This window comes from Nocardioides sp. Root1257, assembly GCF_001425175.1.
Taxonomy (GTDB): Bacteria; Actinomycetota; Actinomycetes; order Propionibacteriales; family Nocardioidaceae; genus Nocardioides.
Genome location: NZ_LMDV01000001.1, coordinates 547036 through 571221, shown reverse-complemented (window position 1 = coordinate 571221; position 24186 = coordinate 547036). Strand labels below are relative to the sequence as shown.

At 72.6% G+C, this 24186-nt stretch carries 21 protein-coding genes; 7 read left to right on the top strand and 14 right to left on the bottom strand.

What is annotated here, in order from left to right; genetic code table 11:
* Positions 1–172: 172 nt before the first annotated feature.
* The 5 genes from ASC77_RS02795 to ASC77_RS02775 all read left to right on the top strand — a co-directional run bounded on the left by ASC77_RS02795 (position 173) and on the right by ASC77_RS02775 (position 5192).
* Positions 173–421 (top strand): hypothetical protein, encoded by a 249-nt coding sequence (locus ASC77_RS02795; protein WP_056148597.1) that lies wholly within the window; start codon positions 173–175, stop codon positions 419–421.
* A gap of 133 nt (positions 422–554) precedes the next feature.
* A complete protein-coding gene (locus ASC77_RS02790; protein ID WP_056148594.1) occupies positions 555–2045 on the top strand; it encodes an RNA polymerase sigma factor in 1491 nt (496 codons plus the stop codon).
* A 22-nt stretch (positions 2046–2067) separates the two neighbouring features.
* Positions 2068–3339 (top strand): cytochrome P450, encoded by a 1272-nt coding sequence (locus ASC77_RS02785; protein WP_056148591.1) that lies wholly within the window; start codon positions 2068–2070, stop codon positions 3337–3339.
* 11 nt (positions 3340–3350) lie between these two features.
* The gene (locus ASC77_RS02780; protein WP_082574405.1) at positions 3351–4610 is read left to right on the top strand and encodes a cytochrome P450; all 1260 of its coding nucleotides are present in this window, start codon (positions 3351–3353) and stop codon (positions 4608–4610) included.
* A gap of 36 nt (positions 4611–4646) precedes the next feature.
* The gene (locus ASC77_RS02775) at positions 4647–5192 is read left to right on the top strand and encodes a hypothetical protein (RefSeq protein ID WP_056148589.1); all 546 of its coding nucleotides are present in this window, start codon (positions 4647–4649) and stop codon (positions 5190–5192) included.
* Positions 5193–5201: 9 nt separating this feature from the next.
* Here the strand turns inward: ASC77_RS02775 and ASC77_RS02770 are convergent, their stop codons facing one another.
* The 4 genes from ASC77_RS02770 to ASC77_RS02755 all read right to left on the bottom strand — a co-directional run bounded on the left by ASC77_RS02770 (position 5202) and on the right by ASC77_RS02755 (position 10508).
* Complete coding sequence (locus ASC77_RS02770; RefSeq protein WP_200944873.1) at positions 5202–5984, bottom strand: MBL fold metallo-hydrolase; 783 nt, start codon at positions 5982–5984, stop codon at positions 5202–5204.
* 3 nt (positions 5985–5987) lie between these two features.
* On the bottom strand, positions 5988–6836 hold the full coding sequence (locus ASC77_RS02765) for an alpha/beta hydrolase (RefSeq protein ID WP_056148587.1): 849 nt from the start codon (positions 6834–6836) through the stop codon (positions 5988–5990).
* A 23-nt stretch (positions 6837–6859) separates the two neighbouring features.
* Positions 6860–7684 carry an alpha/beta fold hydrolase gene (locus ASC77_RS02760; RefSeq protein ID WP_056149815.1) on the bottom strand — a complete coding sequence of 275 codons (825 nt, stop codon included), beginning with the start codon at positions 7682–7684 and terminating at the stop codon, positions 6860–6862.
* Positions 7685–7766: 82 nt separating this feature from the next.
* Positions 7767–10508 carry an AAA family ATPase gene (locus ASC77_RS02755; protein WP_200944872.1) on the bottom strand — a complete coding sequence of 914 codons (2742 nt, stop codon included), beginning with the start codon at positions 10506–10508 and terminating at the stop codon, positions 7767–7769.
* Positions 10509–10573: 65 nt separating this feature from the next.
* Here ASC77_RS02755 and ASC77_RS02750 point away from each other — a divergent pair, with 65 nt between their 5' ends.
* Entirely contained in the window at positions 10574–11395 is an 822-nt protein-coding gene (locus ASC77_RS02750; protein WP_056148580.1) for an alpha/beta fold hydrolase, read from the top strand.
* 84 nt (positions 11396–11479) lie between these two features.
* On the opposite strand, the gene ASC77_RS02745 is transcribed toward ASC77_RS02750, so the two are convergent.
* The 7 genes from ASC77_RS02745 to ASC77_RS02715 all read right to left on the bottom strand — a co-directional run bounded on the left by ASC77_RS02745 (position 11480) and on the right by ASC77_RS02715 (position 20207).
* Positions 11480–14191, bottom strand: coding sequence for a helix-turn-helix transcriptional regulator (locus tag ASC77_RS02745; protein WP_056148577.1), 2712 nt, complete (start codon positions 14189–14191; stop codon positions 11480–11482).
* Positions 14192–14210: 19 nt separating this feature from the next.
* Positions 14211–15605, bottom strand: a complete 1395-nt coding sequence (locus ASC77_RS02740) for a phytoene desaturase family protein (RefSeq protein WP_056148575.1) — start codon at positions 15603–15605, stop codon at positions 14211–14213.
* On the bottom strand, positions 15602–17290 hold the full coding sequence (locus tag ASC77_RS02735) for a DUF3556 domain-containing protein (protein ID WP_056148572.1): 1689 nt from the start codon (positions 17288–17290) through the stop codon (positions 15602–15604). The genes ASC77_RS02740 and ASC77_RS02735 overlap by 4 nt, the downstream gene beginning before the upstream one ends.
* Before the next feature lie 75 nt (positions 17291–17365).
* Positions 17366–18583, bottom strand: a complete 1218-nt coding sequence (locus ASC77_RS02730; protein ID WP_156390884.1) for a PucR family transcriptional regulator — start codon at positions 18581–18583, stop codon at positions 17366–17368.
* 19 nt (positions 18584–18602) lie between these two features.
* Positions 18603–19430 carry a DMT family transporter gene (locus tag ASC77_RS02725; protein ID WP_056148567.1) on the bottom strand — a complete coding sequence of 276 codons (828 nt, stop codon included), beginning with the start codon at positions 19428–19430 and terminating at the stop codon, positions 18603–18605.
* Entirely contained in the window at positions 19427–19903 is a 477-nt protein-coding gene (locus tag ASC77_RS02720; RefSeq protein WP_200944871.1) for a DUF456 domain-containing protein, read from the bottom strand. Before ASC77_RS02720 ends, ASC77_RS02725 begins: the two co-directional genes overlap by 4 nt.
* Before the next feature lie 70 nt (positions 19904–19973).
* Entirely contained in the window at positions 19974–20207 is a 234-nt protein-coding gene (locus ASC77_RS02715; protein ID WP_056148564.1) for a hypothetical protein, read from the bottom strand.
* Positions 20208–20643: 436 nt separating this feature from the next.
* On the opposite strand from ASC77_RS02715, the gene ASC77_RS02710 reads away from it, so the two are divergent.
* Positions 20644–22728, top strand: coding sequence for a DNA gyrase/topoisomerase IV subunit B (locus ASC77_RS02710; protein ID WP_056149806.1), 2085 nt, complete (start codon positions 20644–20646; stop codon positions 22726–22728).
* A 98-nt stretch (positions 22729–22826) separates the two neighbouring features.
* On the opposite strand, the gene ASC77_RS02705 is transcribed toward ASC77_RS02710, so the two are convergent.
* From ASC77_RS02705 to ASC77_RS02695, 3 genes are all read right to left on the bottom strand, one after another.
* On the bottom strand, positions 22827–23069 hold the full coding sequence (locus ASC77_RS02705; RefSeq protein WP_056148561.1) for a hypothetical protein: 243 nt from the start codon (positions 23067–23069) through the stop codon (positions 22827–22829).
* Between the two features lie 100 nt (positions 23070–23169).
* Complete coding sequence (locus tag ASC77_RS02700) at positions 23170–23718, bottom strand: hypothetical protein (protein ID WP_056148558.1); 549 nt, start codon at positions 23716–23718, stop codon at positions 23170–23172.
* A gap of 123 nt (positions 23719–23841) precedes the next feature.
* A complete protein-coding gene (locus ASC77_RS02695; RefSeq protein WP_056148555.1) occupies positions 23842–24093 on the bottom strand; it encodes a DUF4242 domain-containing protein in 252 nt (83 codons plus the stop codon).
* Positions 24094–24186 lie beyond the last annotated feature (93 nt).

Genomic DNA, 24186 nt, shown 5'->3' with positions numbered 1-24186 from the left:
GAGACACGGACGACCGAGAAGTGGCGAGCATCTTCGCGCCACGAGCCCCGACTTACCTCATCTGGGGGACGCCGCCGCTCGTGGCCGTGAATTATGGTCAGTGAACGTCGGTTTGAACATCGGGCCCAGTGGGTGCCCGGCTCATCGCTGAAGCCCTGGAGGTCGCACCACCGTGAGTTCGTCGCCCATCCTGACCCTCTCGCCGGGGTTGCCCTTCGCGCTGGCCGCCGAGCTGCTCACGGAGATCGAGGCCGTCCTCGAGAGGTACGGCGCGCAGCGGATCCGGATCGACCCGGCCTCGTGGGCGACCGCGGTCCTGGCCGAGCTGCCGGTGGCGTCGAGCCCGATCGTCGACGTGGAGCCCGCAGGCGAGGTGGAGCCCGCCGGCGTGGTGGAGGCGGGCGTCGGCTCGCACTCCTGAGGGCGCCACACCCGACGAACCGGGTGGGGATTGCCCGAACCCCTAGGGGTGCGTGGCAGAATGAGGACTGCGGCTCTTGACGTCTCCGGGACGGGCCGCGCCCTAGATCTGTTTTGACCGTCGTTGACGAGAGGTGTTCGTGTCCTCGAACGCGCGCAAGCTGCTCCCCGCCGAAGTGCTGACCCACCCGGCCGTCGTTGCCCTCATCGAGCGGGGTGCGCCCACCGGCTCGCTGACGCCCGAGGAGGTCCGTCAGGCCAGTGAGGACGCGGCCGTCGAGCCCCGTCACCTCAAGGCGCTGCTCGGTCACCTGAGCTCGCTCGGCATCTCCGTGCACCTGCCGGTCGCCACGACCCGTGCCGTCGCGGCGACGTCGACGCGCAAGACGACGACCGCCAAGGCGACCAAGGCGGCGCCCGCCAAGAAGGCCGCCGCCGCTCCGGCTCCGGCCAAGAAGGCGGCTCCGGCCAAGAAGGCTGCGGCGAAGAAGGCAGCGGCCGGCGACGGCGAGGCCGCCGAGGTGGTCACCGAGGTCGTGGTCGGCCCCGACGGCAAGAAGGTCCTCCCCGACCTCCCGGACGAGCAGTTCGAGAAGGACGTCGCCGCCGACCCCTCCATCAAGGAGGACGAGGAGGAGGCCACGGCCACCTCGTCGTTCGTGGTCTCTGCCGCCGACGAGACCGACGAGCCGGCGCAGCAGGTCATGGTCGCCGGTGCGACCGCCGACCCGGTCAAGGACTACCTCAAGCAGATCGGCAAGGTCCCGCTCCTCAACGCGGAGATGGAGGTCGAGCTCGCCAAGCGGATCGAGGCCGGCCTCTTCGCGGAGGAGAAGCTCGCCAAGGGCTCCAAGATGAGCGGCAAGCTCGAGGAGGAGTTCGAGTGGATCGCCGAGGACGGCAAGCGGGCCAAGAACCACCTGCTCGAGGCCAACCTCCGCCTCGTCGTCTCGCTCGCCAAGCGCTACACCGGTCGCGGCATGCTCTTCCTGGACCTGATCCAGGAGGGCAACCTCGGCCTCATCCGCGCGGTCGAGAAGTTCGACTACACCAAGGGCTACAAGTTCTCGACGTACGCCACCTGGTGGATCCGTCAGGCGATCACCCGCGCGATGGCCGACCAGGCCCGCACCATCCGCATCCCGGTGCACATGGTCGAGGTCATCAACAAGCTGGCCCGCGTGCAGCGCCAGATGCTCCAGGACCTGGGCCGCGAGCCCACCCCGGAGGAGCTCGCCAAGGAGCTCGACATGACCCCCGAGAAGGTCATCGAGGTCCAGAAGTACGGCCGCGAGCCCATCTCGCTGCACACCCCGCTCGGTGAGGACGGCGACTCCGAGTTCGGCGACCTGATCGAGGACTCCGAGGCGATCGTCCCGGCCGACGCGGTGTCGTTCACGCTCCTCCAGGAGCAGCTGCACGCCGTCCTCGACACGCTCTCCGAGCGCGAGGCGGGCGTCGTCAGCATGCGCTTCGGCCTGACCGACGGCCAGCCGAAGACGCTCGACGAGATCGGCAAGGTCTACGGCGTGACCCGCGAGCGGATCCGCCAGATCGAGTCGAAGACGATGTCGAAGCTCCGGCACCCGTCGCGCTCCCAGGTGCTGCGCGACTACCTCGACTGAGCCACCGAGACTCGGTACGACGATGACGGGCCGTGCTGCGCAACTGCGCAGCACGGCCCGTTTCGCGTCCCGGCTGTACGGCGAGCAGGCCCGCGGCGCCTACGACGCCTACGTGCGGCGCGCGCCGTTCGCGCGGCTCCGGTTCGCACCCGGGCGCGACGACCCGTACCCGATCTACGAGCAGATCCGGGCGAGCGGCCCGTTCGTCGTGACGCGGCTCGGCAACCTCGCGACCGCCGACCACGGGCTCTGCAAGGAGGTGCTGCGCGGCCGCCGGTTCGGCGTGCAGCCCGAGGGCGAGGACCCGCCGCCCGACTTCGACCTGTCCTTCCTCGACCGCAACCCGCCCGACCACACCCGGCTGCGCCGGCTGGTCGCGCCGGCGTTCAGCCCGCGCCGGATGAGCGGCTTCCGGGCCTCCATCGAGAAGACCGTCGGGCGGCTGCTGGACGACGCGGCGGCGTCGGGGGAGTTCGACCTCGTGACGGCGCTCGCGTCGCCCCTGCCGATCACCGTGATCAGCGACCTCCTCGGCATCCCCGATGCCGACCACGCCACCTTCACCCGCTACGGCATGGCCCTCGGGAGCGCGCTGTCGGGCCTGCGGTCGCTGCGGCACGCCCAGGAGGTGATGACCGCCGGGCGGGACCTGGAGCTGATGTTCGACGACCTCTTCGAGCTGCGGCGGCGCGAGCCGGGGGACGACCTCATCAGCGCCCTGGTGGCCGCCGAGGGCGACCAGGTCACGGCCGAGGAGCTGGCGCCGCTCTGCACGCTCCTGCTCATCGCCGGCTTCGAGACCACCGTCAACCTCGTGGGCAACGCCGTGAACGCCCTGCTCGAGCACCCCGACCAGTGGGAGCTGCTGGTCGCCGACCCGGGCCGAGCCGGGGCTGCGGTCCAGGAGACGCTGCGCTTCGACCCTCCGGTGCAGCGCACCGCACGCGTCTCCTGGGACGACGTCGAGCTCGGCGGCCGGGCGATCCCGCGCGGGCAGTGGGTCAACGTCCTCCTCGGTGGCGCCAACCGGGACCCGGCCGTCTTCCGCGACCCCGACCGATTCGACATCGCCCGCACCGACGGCGCCGACCACCTGGCCTTCTCGAGCGGCATCCACCACTGCATCGGCCGACCGCTCGCCGAGCTGGAGGCGGGCGTCGCCCTCCAGCAGCTGGCCGAGCGGATGCCGGGGCTGCGCCGCGCGGGCGTCGTACGGCGTCGCAACGCCACCCTGATCCGGGGACCGTTGAGCCTTCCGGTGACCCGGGGAAGCGCTTCATCTTTCAATCGCTAGGATCACGAGCCATGACGGGTCGCGCGGTCCAGCTGCGGCGAGCCGCCCGCTTCACCACGAAGCTGTACGTCGGCCAGGCCCGCGCGATCGTCGACACGCGCGTGCGCCGCAACGAGTTCGCCCGTCTCAGTGCCGTCGGCGACCGCGACCCGTACCCGATCTACGAGCGGATCCGCGCGGCGGGGCCGTTCGTGACGACCCCGACCGGCCACCTCGCGTCGGCCGACCACGCGATCTGCAAGCAGGTGCTGCGGGACCGCCGCTTCGGCGTCGAGCCGGAGGGCGCGCCCCGACCCGAGCCGGCGTTCGACCGCTCGCTGCTGACGCGGAACCCGCCGGACCACACCCGGCTGCGCCGGCTGATGGCGCCCGCGCTCAGCGCCCGCCGGCTCGCCGACTTCACGGGCATGCTCGAGGACACCGTCGGCCGGCTGCTCGACGACGCGGGCAGGTCCGGGACGTTCGACGTGATGCCGGCGCTCGCGGAGCCCCTGCCGGTCGCGGTGATCAACCGGCTGCTGGGCATCCCGGACGAGGACGGCGCGGTGCTCGCGTCGTACGGCGAGACGCTCGGCGGAGCGGCCGCGGGGTTCCGCTCGCCGCGGCACGCGCGGGACGTGATGGTGGCCGCCCGGGCGATGGTCCGGCTGTTCGAGGACGTCATCGAGCGTCGTCGCGCCGAGCCCGGTGACGACCTGATCAGCGCGCTCCTCGCCGCGGAGGGGGAGGGTGAGATGGACCTGCGCCCCGTCGAGCTGGTGCCGATGTGCCGGATGCTGCTGATCGCGGGCTTCGAGACGACGGTCAACCTGCTCGGCAACGCCGTCAACGCACTGCTCGACCACCCCGACCAGTGGTCGGCGCTGGTGGCGAGCCCGGCGCTCGCGGGCGCCGTGGTGCAGGAGTCGCTGCGGTTCGACTCGCCCGTCCAGCGCACCGGCCGGATCTCGTTCGACGACACCGAGATCGCGGGGCAGCCGATCCGGCGCGGCCAGTGGGTCAACGTGCTGATCGGCGGCGCCAACCGCGATCCTCGGGTCTTCCACGAGCCCGACACCTTCGACATCGGCCGCAGCGACGTCTTCGACCACCTCGCGTTCTCGAGCGGCATCCACCGCTGTGTGGGCCGGCCGATCGCCGAGCTCGAGGGGTCGGTGGTGCTCCGCATGCTCGCCGAGCGGATGCCCGGGCTGCGCCGCGCGGGGCCGGTGCGGATGCGCACCATGCCGCTGGTCCGCGGCCCGCTGAGCCTCCCGGTCCACGTCGGCTGATTGCAACCATCGGGGCCGTCGGGGAGTCTGAAGGGCATGAAGCTCGGGACCCCAGCCCTCGCACTCCTCACGGCCGCCCTCGGCGCCACCCTCGTCGCGGGACCCGTGTACGCCGACCAGGCGCGCTACCCCGACCCCGCAGACGCGACGGCCTCGTTGACCGACATCCGTGCGGTCGCCGTCCAGCACGGGCCGAAGCGGCTGACGGTGAAGGTCCGGTTCACCGACCTCCGGGCGCGCTCGACCGGCGGGCCCTCGGGTCTGAGCATCGGCATCGACACGGATGCCACGTTGCGGGGGCCGGAGTTCCGGCTCACCACCGGTCTCCAGTCCGGGACCGACTACCAGCTCGTCGCGGTGGAGGGCGGGGACGTCATCGGCGACCCGTTGACCTGCGCCCACAAGGTGCGACTCGACTTCGCCGGCGACCGGCTCGCGTTCGCCGCCACCCGTGCCTGCCTCGGCCACCCCGACAGCGTGCGGGTCGCGGTCCTGATGCGCGACGAGTTCGACTCCTCGCACCCGGTCACCGACTGGCTCGGCGCGCCGCGGTCCTACACCGACTGGATCGCCAGCTCCTGACCGGCGGGCTCAGACGTCGAGCGGCGTCCCGCGCTCCAGCCAGCGCAGCCGCGACCGTACCTCGGCCGGGGCCGCGTCGAGCACCTCGTGCAGCGCGGCCTCCTGCTCGGAGAAGTGGCTCCAGCCCTCGAAGTGCACCGGCAGCGCGGCTCGCGGACCCACCAGCCCGATGAGCTCCAGGGCGTCGCGTCCCGACATCGAGTAGCGCAGCGGCCCGGTGAGTCCGAACCGCACCGCGCCGAGGTGCACGACCATGAGGTCGACGTCGAGCCGGGTGGCGACCTCGCGGACGCCGTCGTACAGCACGGTGTCTCCGGTGATCCAGGTGACGGCGGGGTCGCCGGCCCACCGCAGCGCGAAGCCGACGACCTCGCCGGCGATCGGCCGGCTCAGCGGTGGCCCGTGCCGGCAGGGGGTGGCGGTGATCGTGAGGTCGGGCAGGCCGGGCGAGCTGACCGTCGTCGACGACCACGCCGCGAGGCCGCGGGTGTTCGCCGCGGCCAGCCGCCGCGCTCCTGATGGCGTCGTGACCACCGACCGGGCACCCGGGAGCAGAGCCCGGCCGGCGTCGTCGAGGTTGTCGGCGTGGTGGTCGTGGCTGAGCAGGACCAGGTCGAGGGCCGGCAGCGCCTCGGCCGGTACGGCGGGTCCGGTCGTCTTGACCGACGACGTACCCCAGCCGAAGCCGTAGCGACGACCGGGCGGGTCGAAGGTCGGGTCGCTGAGGATCCGCCACCCGTGCGCCTCGACCAGCAGCGTCGGGCCCCCGATGTGGGTGAGGCGCACGGGCACGACTCAGCCCTCGGCTGCGTGCGCTGCGGCGGTCGCGTGCACGACGGCCCACGAGAGCGCCAGGTCGGCGACCTCCTCCCAGCCGGGTTCACCACAGGTCCAGTGCGAGCGACCCGGGAACTCGTGGTACTCCGTGAGCGCCGTCGACTTCTTCTGCCAGTGCTTGGCGTTCGACTTGTTCACCGCGGGCGGCATGATGTGGTCGGCGCCGCCGGCGATGAAGAGCAGGGGCGCGCGCTCGTCGTTGCCGTAGTCGACCCAGGTCTCCTGCTTGCCGGGCTTGAAGTTCGCGATCACGCCGTAGTCCCACACGAACGAGCCCGGGGCGGCGATGTGGTAGCGGTCGTAGACCTTGTCGGACTCCTCCTTGCTCAACGTGTTGGTGAACGCGTAGTGGAACTCGTCGGGGGTGAACCCGGCGGCGCGGTGCCGGTTGGCGGGGTTCTTGAGCACGGGGAAGAGCGACTTCGCCTGCGACGGGGGGCTGACCCGCACCCCCTCGGTCGGTGCGGAGTCGATGACCACCCCGGCGCAGCCGAGGCCGCGGTCGAGCAGCAGCTGGGTGAGTGTGCCCCCGAAGGAGTGGCCTATGATGATGGGCGGCTGGTCGAGCGCGGTGATCATCTCGGTGATGTGGTCGATGATCGCGGGTACCTTCTGGTGCGCGATCACGTCGGGGTTCTCGCGCAGGGCCTCGACCTCGATCTCGAAGCCGGGGTACGCCGGGGTCAGCACCGTGTAGCCCTGCTTCTCGAAGTGCGCGACCCAGCCCTCCCAGCTGCGCGGGGTCATCCATAGGCCGTGGACCAGGACGATCGTGTCGGGGGTGCCAGGGGTGGGTTCAGCGGTCATGGGGGTGCTCCTTGGGGTGAGGATCAGCGGTTGAGGAACTCGAGGAGATCGGCGTGCAGCCGATCGCGGGCGGTGTCGGGCAGCGCGTGGCTCGCACCCTCGTAGACCTTGAGGACGGCGCCGTCGATGAGCTCGGCCGAGCGCTTGCCACCGACCTCGAACGGCACGATCTGGTCGTCGTCGCCATGGATGACCAGCGTGGGGACGTCCACCTGGGCCAGGTCGGGCCGGAAGTCGGTGGCGGAGAAGGCGGCGATGCACTCGTAGGCACCGCGGTGTCCGCACGCCATGCTCTGCAGCCAGAACGCGTCCCGGAAGCCCTGGGCCACGTCGCCCCGCCGGTTGTGGCCGAAGAAGGGACCGTCGGCGAGGTCGCGGTAGAGCTGGGAGCGGTTGGCCCGCTCGCCGGCCCGGATCCCGTCGAAGACGTCGATGGGCAGGCCCTCGGGGTTGTCATCGGTCTGCAGCATCAGCGGCGGCACGGCGCTGACGAGGACCAGGCCGGCGACCCGTCCGGTGCCGTGCCTGCCGATGTAGTGGACGATCTCGCCGCCTCCCGTGGAGTGGCCGACGAGCGTGATGCCGGTGAGGCCGAGGCTCTCGACCAGGCAGGCGAGGTCGTCGGCGTACGTGTCCATCTCGTTGCCGTGCCAGGTCTGGCTGGAGCGGCCGTGGCCGCGCCGGTCGTGGGCGATGGCGCGGAAGCCGTGCTCGGCGAGGAACAGTGCCGTGGCCTCCCACGCGTCCGCGTTCAGGGGCCAGCCGTGGCTGAGGATGACGGGCGGGCCGTCCGTGCCCCAGTCCTTGTAGAAGATCTGCGAGCCGTCGTCGGTCGTCACGTGGGGCATCGATGCCTCCTGGGTCGGTGGGTTCGCCCCAGCGTCGGTCCGCCGGCCGGCCCCGCGGACCACGTGCGACACGTAGTCGTGACTACGTGGCCTGCCCCAACCGGTCGGCGAGCTGGCGGCGCGAGGAGATCGCGAGCTTCTGGAAGACCTTGCGGAGGTGGTAGTCGACGGTGTTCGGGCTGAGGAACATCGTTGCCCCGATCTCCGCGTTGGTCCGGCCCGCGGCCGCGAGCTCGGCGACCGTGCGCTCCTGCGGCGTCAGCAGCGGGAGGTGCCCATCGGTCGCGGCGCGAGCAGGCTCACCCGCAGCCTCGAGCTCGCGGCAGCCCCGTTCGACGAACGGGGCTGCGCCGGTGCCGGCGAAGACCTCGGCGGCGGCGTGCAGCTGAGCCCGGGCGTCCTTGCGCCGCTTGCGACGCCGCAGCCACTCGCCGTACGTCAGGTGGGCGCGGCCGAGATCGACCTCCGCCCGGGTGCCGGCCAGGAGGGCGAGCGCCTCCGCGAAGTGCGGCTCCGCCTCGGCGTCCTCGCACACCAGGGCCCGGGTGCGCGCCGCGACGCCTCGCGCCCAGGGTGACCCGTTGACCCGGGCCCGGCTCTCGAGCTGGTCGGCGACCTCCTGGGCCTCGGCCGCGTGACCGCTGCGTACGGCGGCCTCCGCGAAGTCGGGCCACATCATCTGGGTGACGTGGAAGAACGGGTCGTCGACGAACGGCTTGAGCTTCGTGTACGCCGCGTCATACTGCCCGTCGGCGAGGTCGACGGTCGCCAGCGCCGCCATGGCGCTGCCCTGCACGCCGCCGAAGCCCATGGCGTGGATCATCTCGGTGAGCGCGAGCACCTGGTCGCGGGTCGCCGTCGACCAGGCGAGGACCGCCACGTTGACGACGTGCTCGGCGTCGTAGCCGATGGCGCGACGCAGCTCGCGGACCTGCTCCATGTAGCGGACCGCCCGTCGGGGGGTGCCGCCCACCGTCTCCGTCAGCGACAGCACCCACAGGGCGTTGTCGACCTGCTGGAGCGAGCCGGCATCCCGGGCGGCCGCGGCCCACCGCTCCAGGAAGCGGTGCCGCGCCTCGAGGTCCCACAGCGCCGTCGTCAGCGCGATGCTGGAGTGGCCGAAGGCGAGCATGTCCTCGGCGTCCATCGCGTCGAAGGCGGCCACGGCGTCCCGCATGGCCGGGACCGCCTCGTCGTACGACCGCAGGACGAGCGCGCTGAGGGCCCGCAGGATCGTGGCCGCAGCGCCCTCCCGTACGTCGGCGCCCCGCCCGAGCCGCTCGCCGAAGTCGGTCCAGGCGACACCGACGGTCAGGCGCTCGCTGGGCAGCGCGCACTCCCACGCCTTCAGCAGCGCCCGTTGCTCGAGGTCGTCGGCCTCGCCATGGAAGAGCGCCGCCGCGTCGAGCAGGGTCGCGCACCCGTGGACGACCGAGGGATCCGCGGTGAAGAGGGCGTGCTCGGCCCCCAGCATGGCGAGGCGACCGCGGGAGACCGGGTCGAGCGCGTCCTCGTCGATCTCGTCGATCAGGGTCTTGGCCAGCTGGGCGGTCCCGGCGGCCAGGGCCGCCTCGGCCGCGCTCACCAGGCGCGCGTACTTGCGGGGGCCGGGCGGGGTCAGGGCGGAGGCCTGCACGAGGACCCGTGCCCGGGACGCGTAGCCGCCGCGCTCGGCGGCGAGATCGGCGACGTCCTCGAGACGCTGGGCGACGACCTCGTCGGTGCCGAGGGTCGCCTTGGCGGCGTGCCACGCCCCGAGCTCGGTGAGCCCCGTCTTGTCGGCGATCGCCGCGAGTGCGCGGTGCACGCGGCGCCGGTCCCTGCCGTGGGCGGCGTTGTACGACGCCGAGCGGACCAGCGGGTGCCGGAACCGCACCGTCCGGCCGAGCTCGACCAGGCCGGCTGCCTCGGCGCCGTCGGCGGCCTCGGGGGAGAGCGAGAGCTCGTGCGCCGCCGACGAGATGAGGTCGAGGTCGCCGGTCGAGTCGGCGGCCGCCACCAGCAGCCAGAGCCGCACGTCCTCGCCGAGCAGCCGGACCTGGCGCAGGTAGAAGGACTCGAGGTGCCGCCCGATCGGTACTGGCTCCTCGCCGAGGCTCGACTCGGTCAGCTGACCCACGGTGAGCTCGTCGGCGAGGTCGACGAGGGCGAGCGGGTTGCCGCCGGTGGCGGTGGCGACCTGGATGGCGACAGCGGGATCGATCTCCTCGGACAGGGACCGGGTCAGCAGCCGGATCGCGGCGTCGGCGGGCAGCCCGGCCAGCCGCAGCGAGTCGACGCCGGCCATCTGGGCGGCGTACTCCGGCAGGTCACGGCCGGCGAAGAGCAGCGCGGCCGACTCCGCCTCGAGGCGCCGCCCGACGAACGCGAGGGCATCGAGCGACTCGGGGTCGAGCAGGTGCGCGTCGTCGACGACCGCGACGACCGGCACGGACTGACCGACCATGCCCAGCAGCCCCAGCACGCTGAGGCCGACCAGGAACCGGTCCGGCGGTGCCCCGCTCACCGCACCGGACGCGACCCGGAGCGCCTGCTGGTAGCGCTCGGGCAGCTCCGCGAGGTGGTCGCGCAACGGCAGGACCAGGCGCTGGATGGCAGCGAACGGCATCGTCGACTCGGCCTCGTAGCCGTCGACGCTCACGAGGAGCACGCCGGTGAGACCGGTCGTGGCGGCCGTCAGCAGCGACGTCTTGCCGATGCCCGGGTCCCCGGCGATCGACAGCGAGCCACCCCGGCCGTTGCGGGCGTTGCCGACGACGATCGCGACACGGCGCAGCTCGTCATCCCTTCCGAGCAGGGTGTGGTCGGCGACTACGTGGGTCACGTGGTCCACCCCCGAGCGCGTGGCGCGCAGCATCGGCAGGGTCCGATCCGACCCAGGAGGCTCCCATGAGACCCACACTCTTCGCCCGTCTTGCCGCCGTCACCGCCCTGGTGGTCACGGCGTCGCTCGCCGCGCCGGCCGCCCACGCCAGCCTGCCCGCGCCCACCGCGAGCGAGCGCGCTGCCACGAAGCCCACGATCGTGCTCGTCCACGGTGCCTTCGCCGACTCCAGCGGCTGGGCCGACGTGTCCGCGCGGCTGACCGCACGGGGCTTCGACGTCATCGCGTTCTCGAACCCGCTGCGCGGGCCGGTCGCGGACGGCGAGTACCTGCGCCAGTTCCTGTCGACCATCCCGGGCAAGGTCGTGCTCGTCGGCCACTCGTACGGCGGAGCCGTGATCACCAACGCCTCGACCGGCAACCCGCACGTCAAGGCGCTCGTGTACGTCGCGGCGTACGCGCCGGACGAGGGCGAGAGCGTCGCCGCGGCCAACGAGCTCGGCGGCGGTCACACGGTGGTCACCGACCACCTCGTCCTGCGGCCCTACCCCGGCGCACCCGAGGGCGACGCCGACGCCTACATCGACCCGGCCTGGTTCCATCGCCTCTTCGCCCAGGACCTGCCCCGGTCGACCACCGCGTTCATGGCCGCGACCCAGCGACCCGGGGCGCTGAGCGCCCTGGTGTCGCCGTCGGGCGAGCCGGGCTGGAGGACGATCCCGAGCTGGTACCTGGTCGCCAGGCAGGACCGGATCATCCCGCCGCATGCCGAGCGCCGGATGGCGAAGCGGGCGGGCGCGAGGACCGTCGTGATCAACAGCTCGCACGTGGCGATGATGAGCCACCCGAAGGAGGTCACCGCGCTGATCCGCAAGGCGGCCCGCTGACGGTCCGAGACTCGACGGCAGGTCCATGCCGGGAACGCTAGGCGCGTGGGAGCGTTCCCGGTATCGGACGACTGACTGAGATCCCTACGTCGGATCCGGCACGACGTCCCGCAGCTGGCCCCGCGACGTGACGCCCAGCTTGGGGAAGGCGTTGTAGAGGTGCGTCGACACCGTGCGAGGCGACAGGTAGAGCGTGGCGGCGATCTCCGGGTTCGTCTTGCCGGACGCGGCGAGCCGGACGACCTCCCGCTCCTGGCCGGTGAGGTCGGCCCACGCCGACGCCTCGGGAGCCCCCGTCGCCACGCCCGCGGCCCGGAGCTCGGACCGGGCCATCTCCGCCCAGGCCCGCGTCCCCAACCGGGTGAAGGTGTCGAGCGCCGACTGGAGCTGGAGTCGTGCCTCGGTCTGGCGGTGCCGACGCCGCAGCCACGCGCCGTACTCCAGCTGCGCGTTGGCCAGCTCGAAGGGCCACTGGCCGGCCGCCGGGTCCTCGACGGCCCGGCGGTGCCAGGGCTCGGCGTCCTCGCCGGCCGCCAGCGCGCGGGCCCGGGCGAGCTCGAGCCGGTGGTAGGGGCGCGGGTCGACGAGGACGCGCTCCGCGACGGCGAGCACCCGCGCGAGCTCGTCGGTGGCGCCGGCACGGACGGCGGTGGCCGCGTAGTAGCCGAGTTCGCGATAGCAGATGTGCCGGTGCCGGGGCTCGCCGTCGTCGTGGAAGATCCAGCGCACCTCGTGCCACGCCCCCTGGACGTCCTGCGCGGCGAGGCGGAGCCAGGACAGGGTGACGCGCACCGTGACCTCCAGCGCGAGCGCCTCGCCGACCGGGATCTCCAGCAGCACCCGGTCGCACAGCTCGCGCGCCCGCTCGACGTCGCCCCGGATGGCGGCGGCGCGGGCCTGGAGCTCGTAGCCGTCGACGATGGCGTAGAGCTGGTTGCGCGCCTCGCCGATGTCGAGCACCAGTCGGCCGGCTTGGTCGACGGCGTCGTAGTCGCCGACGGTGAACTTCACCAGCGCGAGCGCGATCAGCGTCTGGGTCATGGCGCCGGGGGCGTCGGCCCGTCGCATCAGTTCGATCGACCGGTTCAGCCGCTCGGTGGCCAGCGCCGGCTCGTCGAGCAGCCAGCCGGCGGCGCCGAGGAGCATCTCGTGGGTCGCGCTGACCTCGAGCGGGTAGTCGGGGACCGGTGCGTCCCGCACGAGCTCGACGATGCCGGGTGGTCGCGACGTCGGGTCGATCTGGAGGCGGATCCAGGCCTGCGCCGCCGGGACGATCGCCGGGAAGTCGGCCTGGGCGCTCTCCTGGGCGCGCTCGAGGGCACCCAGCCACTCGGCGACCTCGGCGACGTCCCAGCCGGCCCGGTAGGTCAGGACGGCCAGCGTCGTCAGGGAGCTCCATCCCCAGAACGGCGCGGCCTCGACCAGCTCGCCGAGCACCTCGGTCAGGGCGCGGCGCGCCGCGCTCGACTCCTGGGTCTGGGCGAGCGCGTACGCCGCGATGTGGCCGGCGCGCACCCGGATCTCCGGGTCGTCGGTCTCGGTGCGCAGCTGCGTCCCGATGCGTGCCGTCCAGGCGAAGTCGCCCGCCCACGAGTTGATCTGCGCGGCCTGCAGCAGGCGTTCCTCGCGGTCGGCGCGGTCGACGCTGAGCTCGGCCGCCCGCGCCATCATCCGGGCCGACTCCGCGCTGGCGCCGCGGCGCTGCGCCAGGTCCGAGGCGACGACGAGCGCGGCCGCGACGTCCGCGTCAGGCACCAGGGTCGCCTCGGCGCGGTGCCAGGCGCTGCGCTCGGGGTCGTCGTACGACGAGGCCAGGCGGGCGTGCGCCGAGAGCCGCGCGGACGTCGACGCGGACGAGAGAGCCGCCGCGCGCACCAGCGGGTGGCGGAACCGCACGACGTGGTCGACGACGCTGACCAGTCCGGCATCCTCGGCCGGTGCCAGGTCGTCGAGCAGCCTGTCCGGTTCGACGATCCGGCCCAGCACCCGGAGGTCGCCGTCCCCGGTCGAGGCGAGCAGCAGGACGTCCCGGGTGGCGGCCGGCAGCAGGGCCACCTGCTCGCCGAAGGCCGCCTCGACGCTGGACGGCACCGCGTCGAACGATCCGTCCGACGTCGCGGCCCGCCCTAGCTCGAGCAGCGCCAGTGGGTTGCCGGCAGCGCGGTCGATCACGGACGGGAGGGTGAGGGCGTCGATCAGCAGCCCGGCCTGCCGCAGCAGGAACCGGGCGTCCCGATCGCTCAGCGGTGGCAGGACGACCTGCGGATGACCGAGCAGGGGATCGGGCGCGGTGGTGCCACGAGCGGAGGCGATGACGGAGACGTCGGACCCGGCGATGCGGTGCGCCACGAAGCCGAGGACCGAGAGCGAGCTGTCGTCGCACCACTGGGCGTCGTCGACGATCACGACGACCGGCCGCTCCTCGGCCAGCTCCTCCAACCAGCCCAGCACGGCAAGGCGGAGCCGGAGCGGGTCGACGGCTCCGGTCGTGCCCGGCAGCACGAGGTCGAGCACGTCCTCGGCACCCGGCGCCCTCGAGAGCAGGTCGACGAGCACGCCGAAGGCCAGGTGCCGCTCGCTGGCGTGACAGGTCAGCGAGAGCACCAGGCGTCCCTCCGCGGCCTCGGCCCGGGCCAGGACCGTCAGCACCGAGGTCTTGCCCGCTCCGGGGATGCCGGTGACGACCGCGGTGCGGTGGCTCTGGTCGAGCAGGTCGCGCAGGGTCGCGAGCGTCTCGTCCCGTCCGACGAGGCCGTCCCGCGCTCCCGACCACGCGCCGGGCTCCTGTCCGTCCACACGCACAGGCTAGGGCGGTTCAGGCCCCGAGGTCCTCGAGTGCGCGCAGGGCGGCGCGGTGCCCGCACATCCCGTGCACACCCGGGCCGGGCGGCGTCGACGCGGAGCAGAGGTAGGCGCCGGAGACGGCGGTCGCATAGGGATCGGCCAACCGTGGCCGTGCCACGAGCTGGCGCACCGTCGTCGCCCCGGCGGCGATGTCGCCGCCGACGTAGTTCGCGTTGTACGTCGCGAAGCCGGCCGGGTCGGTCACGTGGGTGGCGATGATCCGCTCGCGTACGCCGGGGGCGAACCGCTCGAGCTGGGCGAGAACCGCCTCGGTCGCGTCGCCGGCGTACCCGTGCGGCACGTGCGCGTAGGCCCAGACCGGGTGGACGTCGCCGGCCGAGCGGGTCGGGTCGGCGAGGTACTGCTGCCCGACCAGGACGTAGGGCCGTTGCGGCATCCGCCCGCGCGCGACCTCCGCCTCGGCGCTCGCGATCTGCGCGAAGGTCCCGCCCAGGTGCACGGTGCCGGCGCGACGACAGGCCTCGGCCGTCCACGGGATGCCGCCCTCGACGGCGAGGTCGAGCTTGTACGCCGAGTAGCCGTACCGCCACCGCGGCGCGTCGAGGCCGGCGATCTCGGCGAAGGCGGTGGGGGTGGTGTCGAACATCCGGATCCGGCTCGGCGGCAGCTCGGCCAGGGACGCGACGGACACGCCGGTCTCGATCGTCCCGCCGAGCGAGCGGAGCAGGCTCGCGAGGGCGTCGGTGATCGCGCGCGAGCCGCCCTCGGCGACCGGCCACCCGTGCCGGTGCCCGGCGGTGATCAGCATCGCGCCGACGGCCGAGGTCAGCGGTCGGTCGAGGGGGCGGCTGATGTGGGCCGCACAGCCGCCGAAGAGGGCCCGCGCCGCCTCCGTGCGGAAGCGCCGCGCGAGGACGGTGGCCGGCAGTCCGGCGCGCAGCCCGAAGCGGGCCAGCGTGACAGGGTGCGACGGCAGGTGCGGGATCGGCCCGAGCGCCTCGGCGGCGACGTCGTCGTACCTCTCGACCAGGGGGCCGAACACCCCACGCCACCGGTCTCCGTCGGCTCCGAGACCCGCGGCGGTCTCGTCCACGGACCCGCGGAGCACCCCCGCCGTGCCGTCGTCGAGCGGGTGCCCGACGTCGACCTCGGGCCAGCGCCAGACCAGCCCGTGCTCGGCCAGCGGCAACGAGGAGAAGAACGGCGAGCCGACGCCGAAGGGGTGGATCGCCGAGCAGACGTCGTGCAGCACACCCGGCACGGTGAGCTCGTCGGTGCGGGTGCCGCCGCCGATCGTGTCGCGCGCCTCGAGCACGGTGACCGAGAGCCCGCGCTGGGCGAGCGTGACGGCGGCCGCGAGCCCGTTGGGGCCCGAGCCGACGACGACTGCGTCGGGTGCGCTCATGTCGCCGACTCTGCCCTACGCCCGGTGGAGGTGACGTGCACGGGCAGGTCCGTGTCGCACGGCTGCCGCTCGCACATGTCGGCGACGAGCACGTAGCCGCGCTCGAGCTCACCCGAGGCCGCGTCGACGAGCCGATACTCCTGGCGCTGCCGGTGGATCGGCTGCGCCTCCAGCAGCACGACGCGCACCTCGCCGTCCTCGAACCCGCAGCGCTCCTGGAGCGCGGCGACCAGCCGCTCGTCGTGGAGGTGGCCGTCGCCGAAGTTCCAGCCCAGCACCGCACCTGCGACCAGCTCGCCCTCGATGACCCGGTAGTCACGCTCGTCGCGGTCGCTCAGCGCCCGCGGGATCAGCGAGAAGAGCGCTCGCCCGTGGCTGTGTATCGCCCGGAACGCGTAGCCGATGAACTGCGGGATCTCGGCCTCCTCGGGGCCGTAGATCCTCTCGAGCTGCTGGTGGGGGAGCAGGGAGGCCTTCACCGTGCCCGCGTCGAGCTTGGCGAGGCCCGACTCGGTGAAGCACCAGTACGACGTGTCCCAGTTGCCGGCGTAGTAGCGCATCCCCGGCAGGAAGGACACCCGCCGCGGCGAGAGGTTGCCGGCGGCGACGGTGCCGACGACGACCGCCATCAGCAGGACGATCGGCCACCAGGTCGTCACGTCGGCCGGTCCGATCCCGGCGTCGTGGACGAAGAGCGTGAGGATCCCGTAGATCATGAAGACGTTCCACTCCAGCGGCACGCCCATCGGGAAGCTCGTCAGGATCTGGAGGTGGAAGCAGATCATCACGGTCGCGGCGACCGCGGTCACCCAGCCGCCGTGCGAGAGGAAGAGGACGAGCGGCACGGTGTACTCCACCGCCGTGCCGACGTGCGCCAGCGCGTACGCGATCCAGGACGGCCGCAGGTCGTCGGGGAAGTCGCGGTGGAAGCGGCGCTTGAGCCGGCGGGAGCGGAGGACCGGGCTGTTGCTCATCATCGCCTGCACGACGTAGGGGAAGTGCTTGTTGAGCTTCGAGGTCGCCGCGCCCCACCAGATCGCGAGCATCACCAGCTTGGCGGCCACGACGACGTCGGCGCCGACGAGGAGGAAGGTGACGGTGAGCGTGCCGTACACCTCGGCGCGTGCCGCCAGGAAGATCGTCTTGTCCCGAAGCCCGGTCACCGCCAGTGCGACCAGCACGGCCGCGACGCGCTCGCGCTCGACGACCGGCCCGGGGGAGAGCAGCGCCCCCACGGTGGTGAGCAGCAGGGCGGCGTACAGCGCGACGTCGGCGGGCGTACGACGGGTGCCGTGCGTGAGGGGCACCCGGCCCGGCCACGGGGGCATCCGGATGGTGCCCGGCCGCAGCCAGTAGAGGAAGGAGCCGAGCGGCGGCATCATCCGCAGGTTGAGCGGGCCGAAGCCGCAGCCGAGGCCGAGCACCTCGAAGAGCAGGGTCCAGAGGACGACCTTCTGGAACGCGCCGGTCGCCGTCAGCTCGTCGATGCCGGGCGTCAGCAGGGCGAAGGCGGCGCCGCCGGCGACGTACAGGCCGATCTTGACGACGTACATCAGGAAGACGACGTCGGGGGTGCCGAAGCCGATCTCGGCGACGTGCCGGGCCATCGGCCGCATCCGGTCGGCGCGGGTGCCCGCGCGCCAGGCGTCGTCGACCTCGGGGAGGTTCGGTTGCAGGAATCCCATGCCCGGACGCTAGGAGTGATCGGCGTCACCCGGCATCCGGCCGTGAGCACCGACTTCAGGCGGCGCGTTGTGCCGTCAGCACAAGACGCGGCGACCGAGGAGGTGGCAGGCGAGCAGCGCGACCTCGACATCGAGCCGGCCGTCGTCGAGCGGGCGACCCCGGGCCTCCTCGGCGCGGCGCTGCCGGTAGAGCACCGTGTTGCGGTGCAGGGACAGCTCGGCCGCTGCGGCGGTGTGGCTGCCCTGGTGGGCGAGCAGCACCCGCACCGTGTCGCGGAGCCGGGCGTGCTGGTCGTCGTCGGTCGCGAGCCCACCCAGGACGCCGTGCACCCACGCGGCCAGGTCGCCGACGTCGGTGCGCAGCAGTGCGACCAGCCCGGCGTCGGCGTACGTCGTGACCGGCGTGCTGGCCCGCTCGTCGGCGCCGAGGGCGACCGCCCGGGCGGCCAGCGCCTGCCGGTGGGTCGCCCGGAAGCCGTCGAGACCGGTGCCCGGCTCGCCGACGGCGAGGCGTACGTCGGGGGAGGCAGCGGTGACGGCCCGCGCGTCGCCACCGCGCGGCACGGGCAGCCACGCCCACACCGTCGTCGCGTCGGCGGGGACCACCAGCGGGTCGCGGAGGCAGCCCAGGTCGCCGGCGACCCGGCGTACCTCGCGGCCGAGCCGGTCGAGCGCCCCCGGACCGGGGTCGGACCAGCCGACCAGGCCGAGGTGGCGCTGGCCGAGCTCGTAGCCGAGCAGCCGCTCGGCCTGCCCGACCTCGAGGGCGTCGCCGGCCAGCACCGTCGTCACCTGCGCGGCGAGCGCCGCGGACCTGCTCTGCAGCCACCGGCGGCGCTCGTCCTGGTGGGCCTGGACGACGTGCTCGGAGATGCCGTCGATGTAGGCGAAGGTCGCCGCCGAGAACTCCACGGTCGCCGCGACGATCGCGGCCGGGTCGTCGGTGTCGCGCGCGAACGCCTCGATCATCAGCTGCTGGCACTCCGCCTGCCCGAGCCGGTAGGCGCGCAGCAGCGCGCTGACGGGTACGCCGCGCTGCGCGAGCCGCCGGGCGTACTCCAGGGCGCTCGCGGGCGGCTCCTGCGGCTGCCGCTCGCCCGCGGAGAAGCGCTGCATGGCGATCCGGATGTTGTCCTCGACGCTGACCCGCAGCAGCGCCGCGAGCGCGGGATCGCCGTCGAGCTCGGGGATCTCGTGCAGCATCCGGGTGACCAGGTGGTCGGCGAGCCCCTCCATCTCCCCGGTCAGGGCCGCGGCGGTACGCGAGACGAGGTCGTCCACGGCCGGGGGCACCCGCGGACAGTAGCCCCCGTCAGCCCGCCGCGACCAGCACCACGGAGCCGACGCACATCGCGAGGCCGAGGGCCTGGGCGCGATGGACGTGCTCGCGCAGGAAGAGAACGGCGAGGAGGACCGTGAACCCGGGGTAGAGCGAGGTGATGACGGCCGCGACCGTCAGGTAGCCGTGGTGGGTGGCGACCAGGAACAGCCAGGTGGCGAGGGTCCCGAGCAGGCCGCTGATCACGCCGCCGAGGGCGTGCGGGTCGCGGGGCACCCAGGGCTGGCGCAGGGCGACCGCCACCGCGACGATCGCGACGCCGGCGACCAGCTGGTTGAGTGCCAGCGGCAGCAGGCCGGCGTCCTCCGGAATCTGGGCGAGGGCGGCGAAGAGGGTGCCGAAGCCGAGTCCGGCGAGGATCCCGTCGAGCAGGCCCGGCCCCACCAGCGAGCCGCCCTCGGGCTCCCGGGACACGAACCAGATGGCCGGGAAGGCGAGGGCGACGCCGAGCAGCACCACCGCGCCCGGGCGCTCTCCCGTGGCCAGGCCCACGACGACCGGGACGACGACGGCGCCGACCCCCGAGACGGGGGAGACGACGCCCATCCGCCCGGCCGCGAGCCCGCGGTAGAGGAACGCCGTACCGAAGCCGTTGCCGACGCCCGCCAGCAGCGCCCACGCCAGGTCGGTCGAGGTGGGCTCGCCGCCGGCCACCAGGGCGATCGCGAGCACGACCAGCCCGCCGCCGAGCTGCGCCATCAGCGCGACCGACCAGGCGCTCACCCGCTTGGAGAAGACGCCCCCGGAGAAGTCGGCGAGGCCGTACGACGCCGCCGCGAACAGCGACAGGAGGATGCTCACGTCACGACCACCCCGGCGACCCAGACGACGGTCGCTGCGACGGCGGCCACGAGCTCCACGACGATGCTCAGGCCCACCGCCTTGAGGGAGTGGACGGTCGAGGGCCAGGCCTGGGCACTGCCGACGCGGAGCAGCTCGGCGAGGTAGATGCCGAGCACGAAGCCGAGGAACAGCCCGATGACCGGCACCACGAAGAAGCCGACCACACCGAGGACGACCCCCACCGCCTGGGTCGAGGCGGGGATCCCGGCGACCTGGAGACGGCGGCCGGGGACGACGTACTTGACCACGGCGCCGGCCACGACGAGCGCGGTGGCGACGGCGAAGACCGTCCAGGCGGCCGCGCCGCCCTCGGCCCACGCCCAGACCAGGACGCCGGCGACCACGAGCACCGAGCCCGGCAGCACCGGGACCAGGATGCCGACCAGGCCGACCGCCACGAGGAGGGCGGCGATCAGGGTGGTCGCGGTCACGGGAGCACCCTACAAATGCGTCGCGGCCCCGGACACAGGGTCCGGGGCCGCGAAAGACGGTTTGAGTCGGTCAGCGCTCCTCGTCGGTGGCGCTGGAAGGATTGGTGGACAGCTTGTGCGTCTCGTCGACGACGTTGGCGGCGATCTCCTTGAGCTTGTCTCCGTGCTCGCGGGCGTGGTGGGCGCAGAAGAGCAGCTCACCACCCGACTGGAGCTCCACACGGAGGTAGGCCTGGGCGCCGCAACGGTCGCAACGGTCCACCGCGCTCAGCGCGGCGGTGTTGGGGGCAAGTGCAGTAGTCACATCGGCCTCTTTTCTCGTCCTGCCTCGGTGTCATGCTCAACGTAGCGACCGGGTCCAAGATTCCCGACCTGGTCTGGTTGCCGCGTGGTGCCCGACACGTCATCCAATCATGCTGTGTCTTCCCTCATCGGCAGAATTCCATGCCTTGAAAGGCTGTCGATGAGGAGATTTCGCTTGCTGAGTGTGACGTTCGGGGTCGGCCTCACGTTGCGGATCCGACCTCCCGAGTGCCGATCGTGTCCACATCGTGACGTCGCCACCCGGGATGGAGCTGGTTGATGCGGGGAGTGCTGCTGGGTGTGACGGTGCTGCTCGGGGAAGTGCTGACCACGCTAGACCCGCTCCCCGCAGGCGTGCCTTCATCACTGCCCGGCGTGTCGCAGGTAGATTCGGAGCGGACGTAACAAGCAGATTTCCCACCCCGATCCCACGCCCGATCCCGACGCGCAGGAGCCCCACGATCGACAACACGTACAACGCCGCGCACCTCCTCGTCCTCGAGGGACTGGAGGCGGTGCGCAAGCGGCCCGGGATGTACATCGGCTCGACCGACACGCGTGGTCTCATGCACTGCCTCTGGGAGATCATCGACAACGGCGTGGACGAGGCCCTCGCGGGCGCCGCGCAGCGCGTCGAGGTGACCCTGCACCCGGACGGGTCCGCGGAGGTCCACGACGACGGGCGCGGCATCCCGACCGACAAGGAGCCCAAGACCGGGCTCCCGGGCGTCGAGGTGGTCGCCACCAAGCTGCACGCCGGCGGCAAGTTCGGCGGCGGCTCGTACGTCGCCACCGGCGGTCTGCACGGCGTGGGTCTCTCCGTCGTCAACGCGCTGTCGGCGCGGATGGACATCGACGTCCAGCGGTCGCCGTCCGAGCAGGGGCTCTCGTTCCGCCACGGTGCGCCGGGCGTCTTCACCGGTGCCGGGCCGGACGCGGCGTTCGAGCCGAAGTCGGGCCTGACCCGCAAGGGCGGCCGGGTCGCGAAGGGGAAGTCGGGCACCCGGATCACCTTCTGGCCGGACCGCCGGATCTTCACCAAGGACGCCGAGTTCGTCTTCGAGGACCTGATCGGGCGGGCCCGGCAGACGTCGTTCATCGTCCCCGGGCTCGAGATCGTGATCCGCGACCTGCGCGGGGAGACGCCGCGTGAGGAGAAGTTCCGCCACGACGGCGGCATCGCGGAGTTCGCCGACTTCCTGGCCCCCGACGAGCCGGTCACCGACATCATCCGGCTCCAGGGCTCCGACACCTTCACCGAGACCGTGCCGATGCTCGACGCCCAGGGCCACATGACCCCGCAGGACGTCGACCGCGAGCTGCACGTGGACGTCGCCGTCCGCTGGGGCACCGCCTACGACACCGTGCTGCGCTCCTTCGTCAACGTGATCGCCACGCCCAAGGGCGGCACCCACGTCAGCGGCTTCGAGTCCGCGATGACCAAGACCTTCAACGACGCGATGAAGGCGTCGAAGGTGCTCAAGGTCAACGACGACGACGTCATCAAGGACGACGTCCTCGAGGGGCTCACCGCGGTGGTCACGGTGCGGCTGGCGGAGCCGCAGTTCGAGGGGCAGACCAAGGAGATCCTCGGCACCCCGGCCGCGCGGACCGTCGTACGCCGGGTGGTGTCGGCCGAGCTCAAGCAGTTCCTCACCTCCACCAAGCGCGCCGAGAAGGCCCAGGCCAAGCTGGTCATGGAGAAGGTCGCCGCCGCGGCCAAGACCCGCCTCGCGGCGCGCCAGCACAAGGAGACGCAGCGCCGCAAGAACGCGCTCGAGTCCTCGGCGCTGCCCTCCAAGCTGGCCGACTGCCGCGCGGCCGACAACGACAAGACCGAGCTGTTCATCGTCGAGGGTGACTCGGCGCTCGGCACGGCCAAGCTGGCGCGCAACTCGGAGTTCCAGGCGCTGCTGCCGATCCGCGGCAAGATCCTGAACGTCCAGAAGGCGTCCGTCGGCGACATGCTGAAGAACACCGAGTGCGCCTCGATCATCCAGGTCGTCGGCGCGGGCTCGGGTCGCACCTTCGAGCTCGAGGCGCGGCGCTACGGCCGGATCATCTTCATGGCCGACGCCGACTCCGACGGTGCCCACATCCGGTGCCTGCTGGCGACGCTCTTCTTCAAGTACATGCCCGACCTGATCGCCGACGGCCGCGTCTACACCGCCGTGCCGCCGCTGCACCGCATCGAGATCTCCAACCCGAAGAAGGGCATGGAGAAGTACGTCTACACGTACTCCGACGACGAGCTGCAGCGGAAGCTGGCCGACCTGAAGAAGAAGAACGTGCGCTGGAAGGACCCGGTGCAGCGCTACAAGGGCCTCGGCGAGATGGACGCCGACCAGCTGGCCGAGACCACCATGGACCCGCGGCACCGCACCCTGCGCCGCCTCACCGTCGACGACGCCGAGAGCGCCTCGGGGATCTTCGAGCTGCTGATGGGCTCCGACGTCGCCCCGCGCAAGGAGTTCATCGTGCAGGGCGCCTACGAGGTGGACGCAGAGGCGCTCGACGCCTGAGGTGGCCTGAGCGTCGTACCTGGCAGGAATGTCCCGACTCGGGCGACTCGGGAGCACAGAGGTCAGGTACGACGTGGCGCGCGACGAGACGGGCCAGGTCAGCCCTCGGGGTGCTTCTGCTCCTGGTCGCGGAGCACCAGGCTCGAGGTGAAGATGTAGAGCGGCTCCCGGTCGCCCCAGGCGGGCACGACGCCGACGAAGTCGTAGCTCTGGTTGGTGGTGAGCTCGATCATCGTCGCCTCGACGTAGTGGTGCTCGGGGGCGCGGCCGGCGGAGCCCCGGTAGTGGGCGCGTCCGACCGAGACCATGTCCGAGTGCGTGAGCACGTTGTAGTCCGCCACGGGGAGCCCTATCGGCCGGGCCGGGCCAACCCTGAGGGGGTCGCGCGCCCGGGAGCGGATCACGGAGTGTCCACAGGCGCACGACCCGGCTCGGGGAGGCTCAGCGGCAGGAGACCCGCGGGTTCCAGTCGTCGAAGAGGCCCGCGGGGTTGTGCTTCCACGCCCACAGGTGCAGCTCGAAGAAGGGCGGCAGGCCGTAGCGGTTGTCGGCGCGCTGGAGCTCGAAGGAGCGGCCGAAGAGCTGCGGTCGCCCGGTCGGGTGGTGCGCCCGCCAGTCGGCCCGGAACACGACGTACTCCACCGCGACCAGGCGCTTGCCGTGGCGGGTCGGCTCGTAGACGAGCGCCTCGGGGTGGTTGGCGCGCACCGTGCCGTCGCCGACGAGGTCGCCGTTGACGAGGTGGACGCCCATGCCGCCGGCCGGGTCGTCGATGCACGCGATGCCGGCGGCGTCGCGCAGCAGCGCGTAGCCGGCGGCCCTCGCCGGGCCGGGGTGGCGGTACGCCGCGGTGTGGTGGCGCACGTGCGCCACCTGGGTGCTGAGCTGGGAGCCGCCCTCGGGGGCGGGCACGGTGGCGGGGGCGGGCCCCGCGAGGGTGATGAGACCGCAGGCCGAGACGATCGTGGCCAGCAGGGTACGGGTCCTCAAGGACCTCGGATGCGTTGACATGTGAGCTTCTCCGTCGATGGGGGATGGGGTGGGGTGATGGCAGGGGGCAGCACGCCGCCGCCCGATGCGGGGGACTGGCGGCGACGTGCCGTCAGGGGAGGGTCAGGCGCCCTCGGTGACCTCGAAGACCTCGTCGGCGACGAGTCCGTGGGCCTCGCGGTGGACCGTGCTGGCCGCGTCCGCGCTGGGCGCCTCGACGAGGCAGAAGATCTTCCCCTGCGACTCGTCGACCCAGTAGCGCAGGTAGCTCACGTCGTGAGCACCCTGCGTCTTCAGGTCCTGCTTGTGGGCGTGCGCGACGTCCTCGAGCGACACTCCGCCGCTGATGTGGTGGACGTCCATGTAGAGCGGCATCGGCCGCCTCCTCTCGTTCGGTTCTGACCGGACGAGGCTCCCGCGCGGGGGCGGGTCGGCGAATCGGTGAGGTGCCCCCATCTTCGGGGCGGA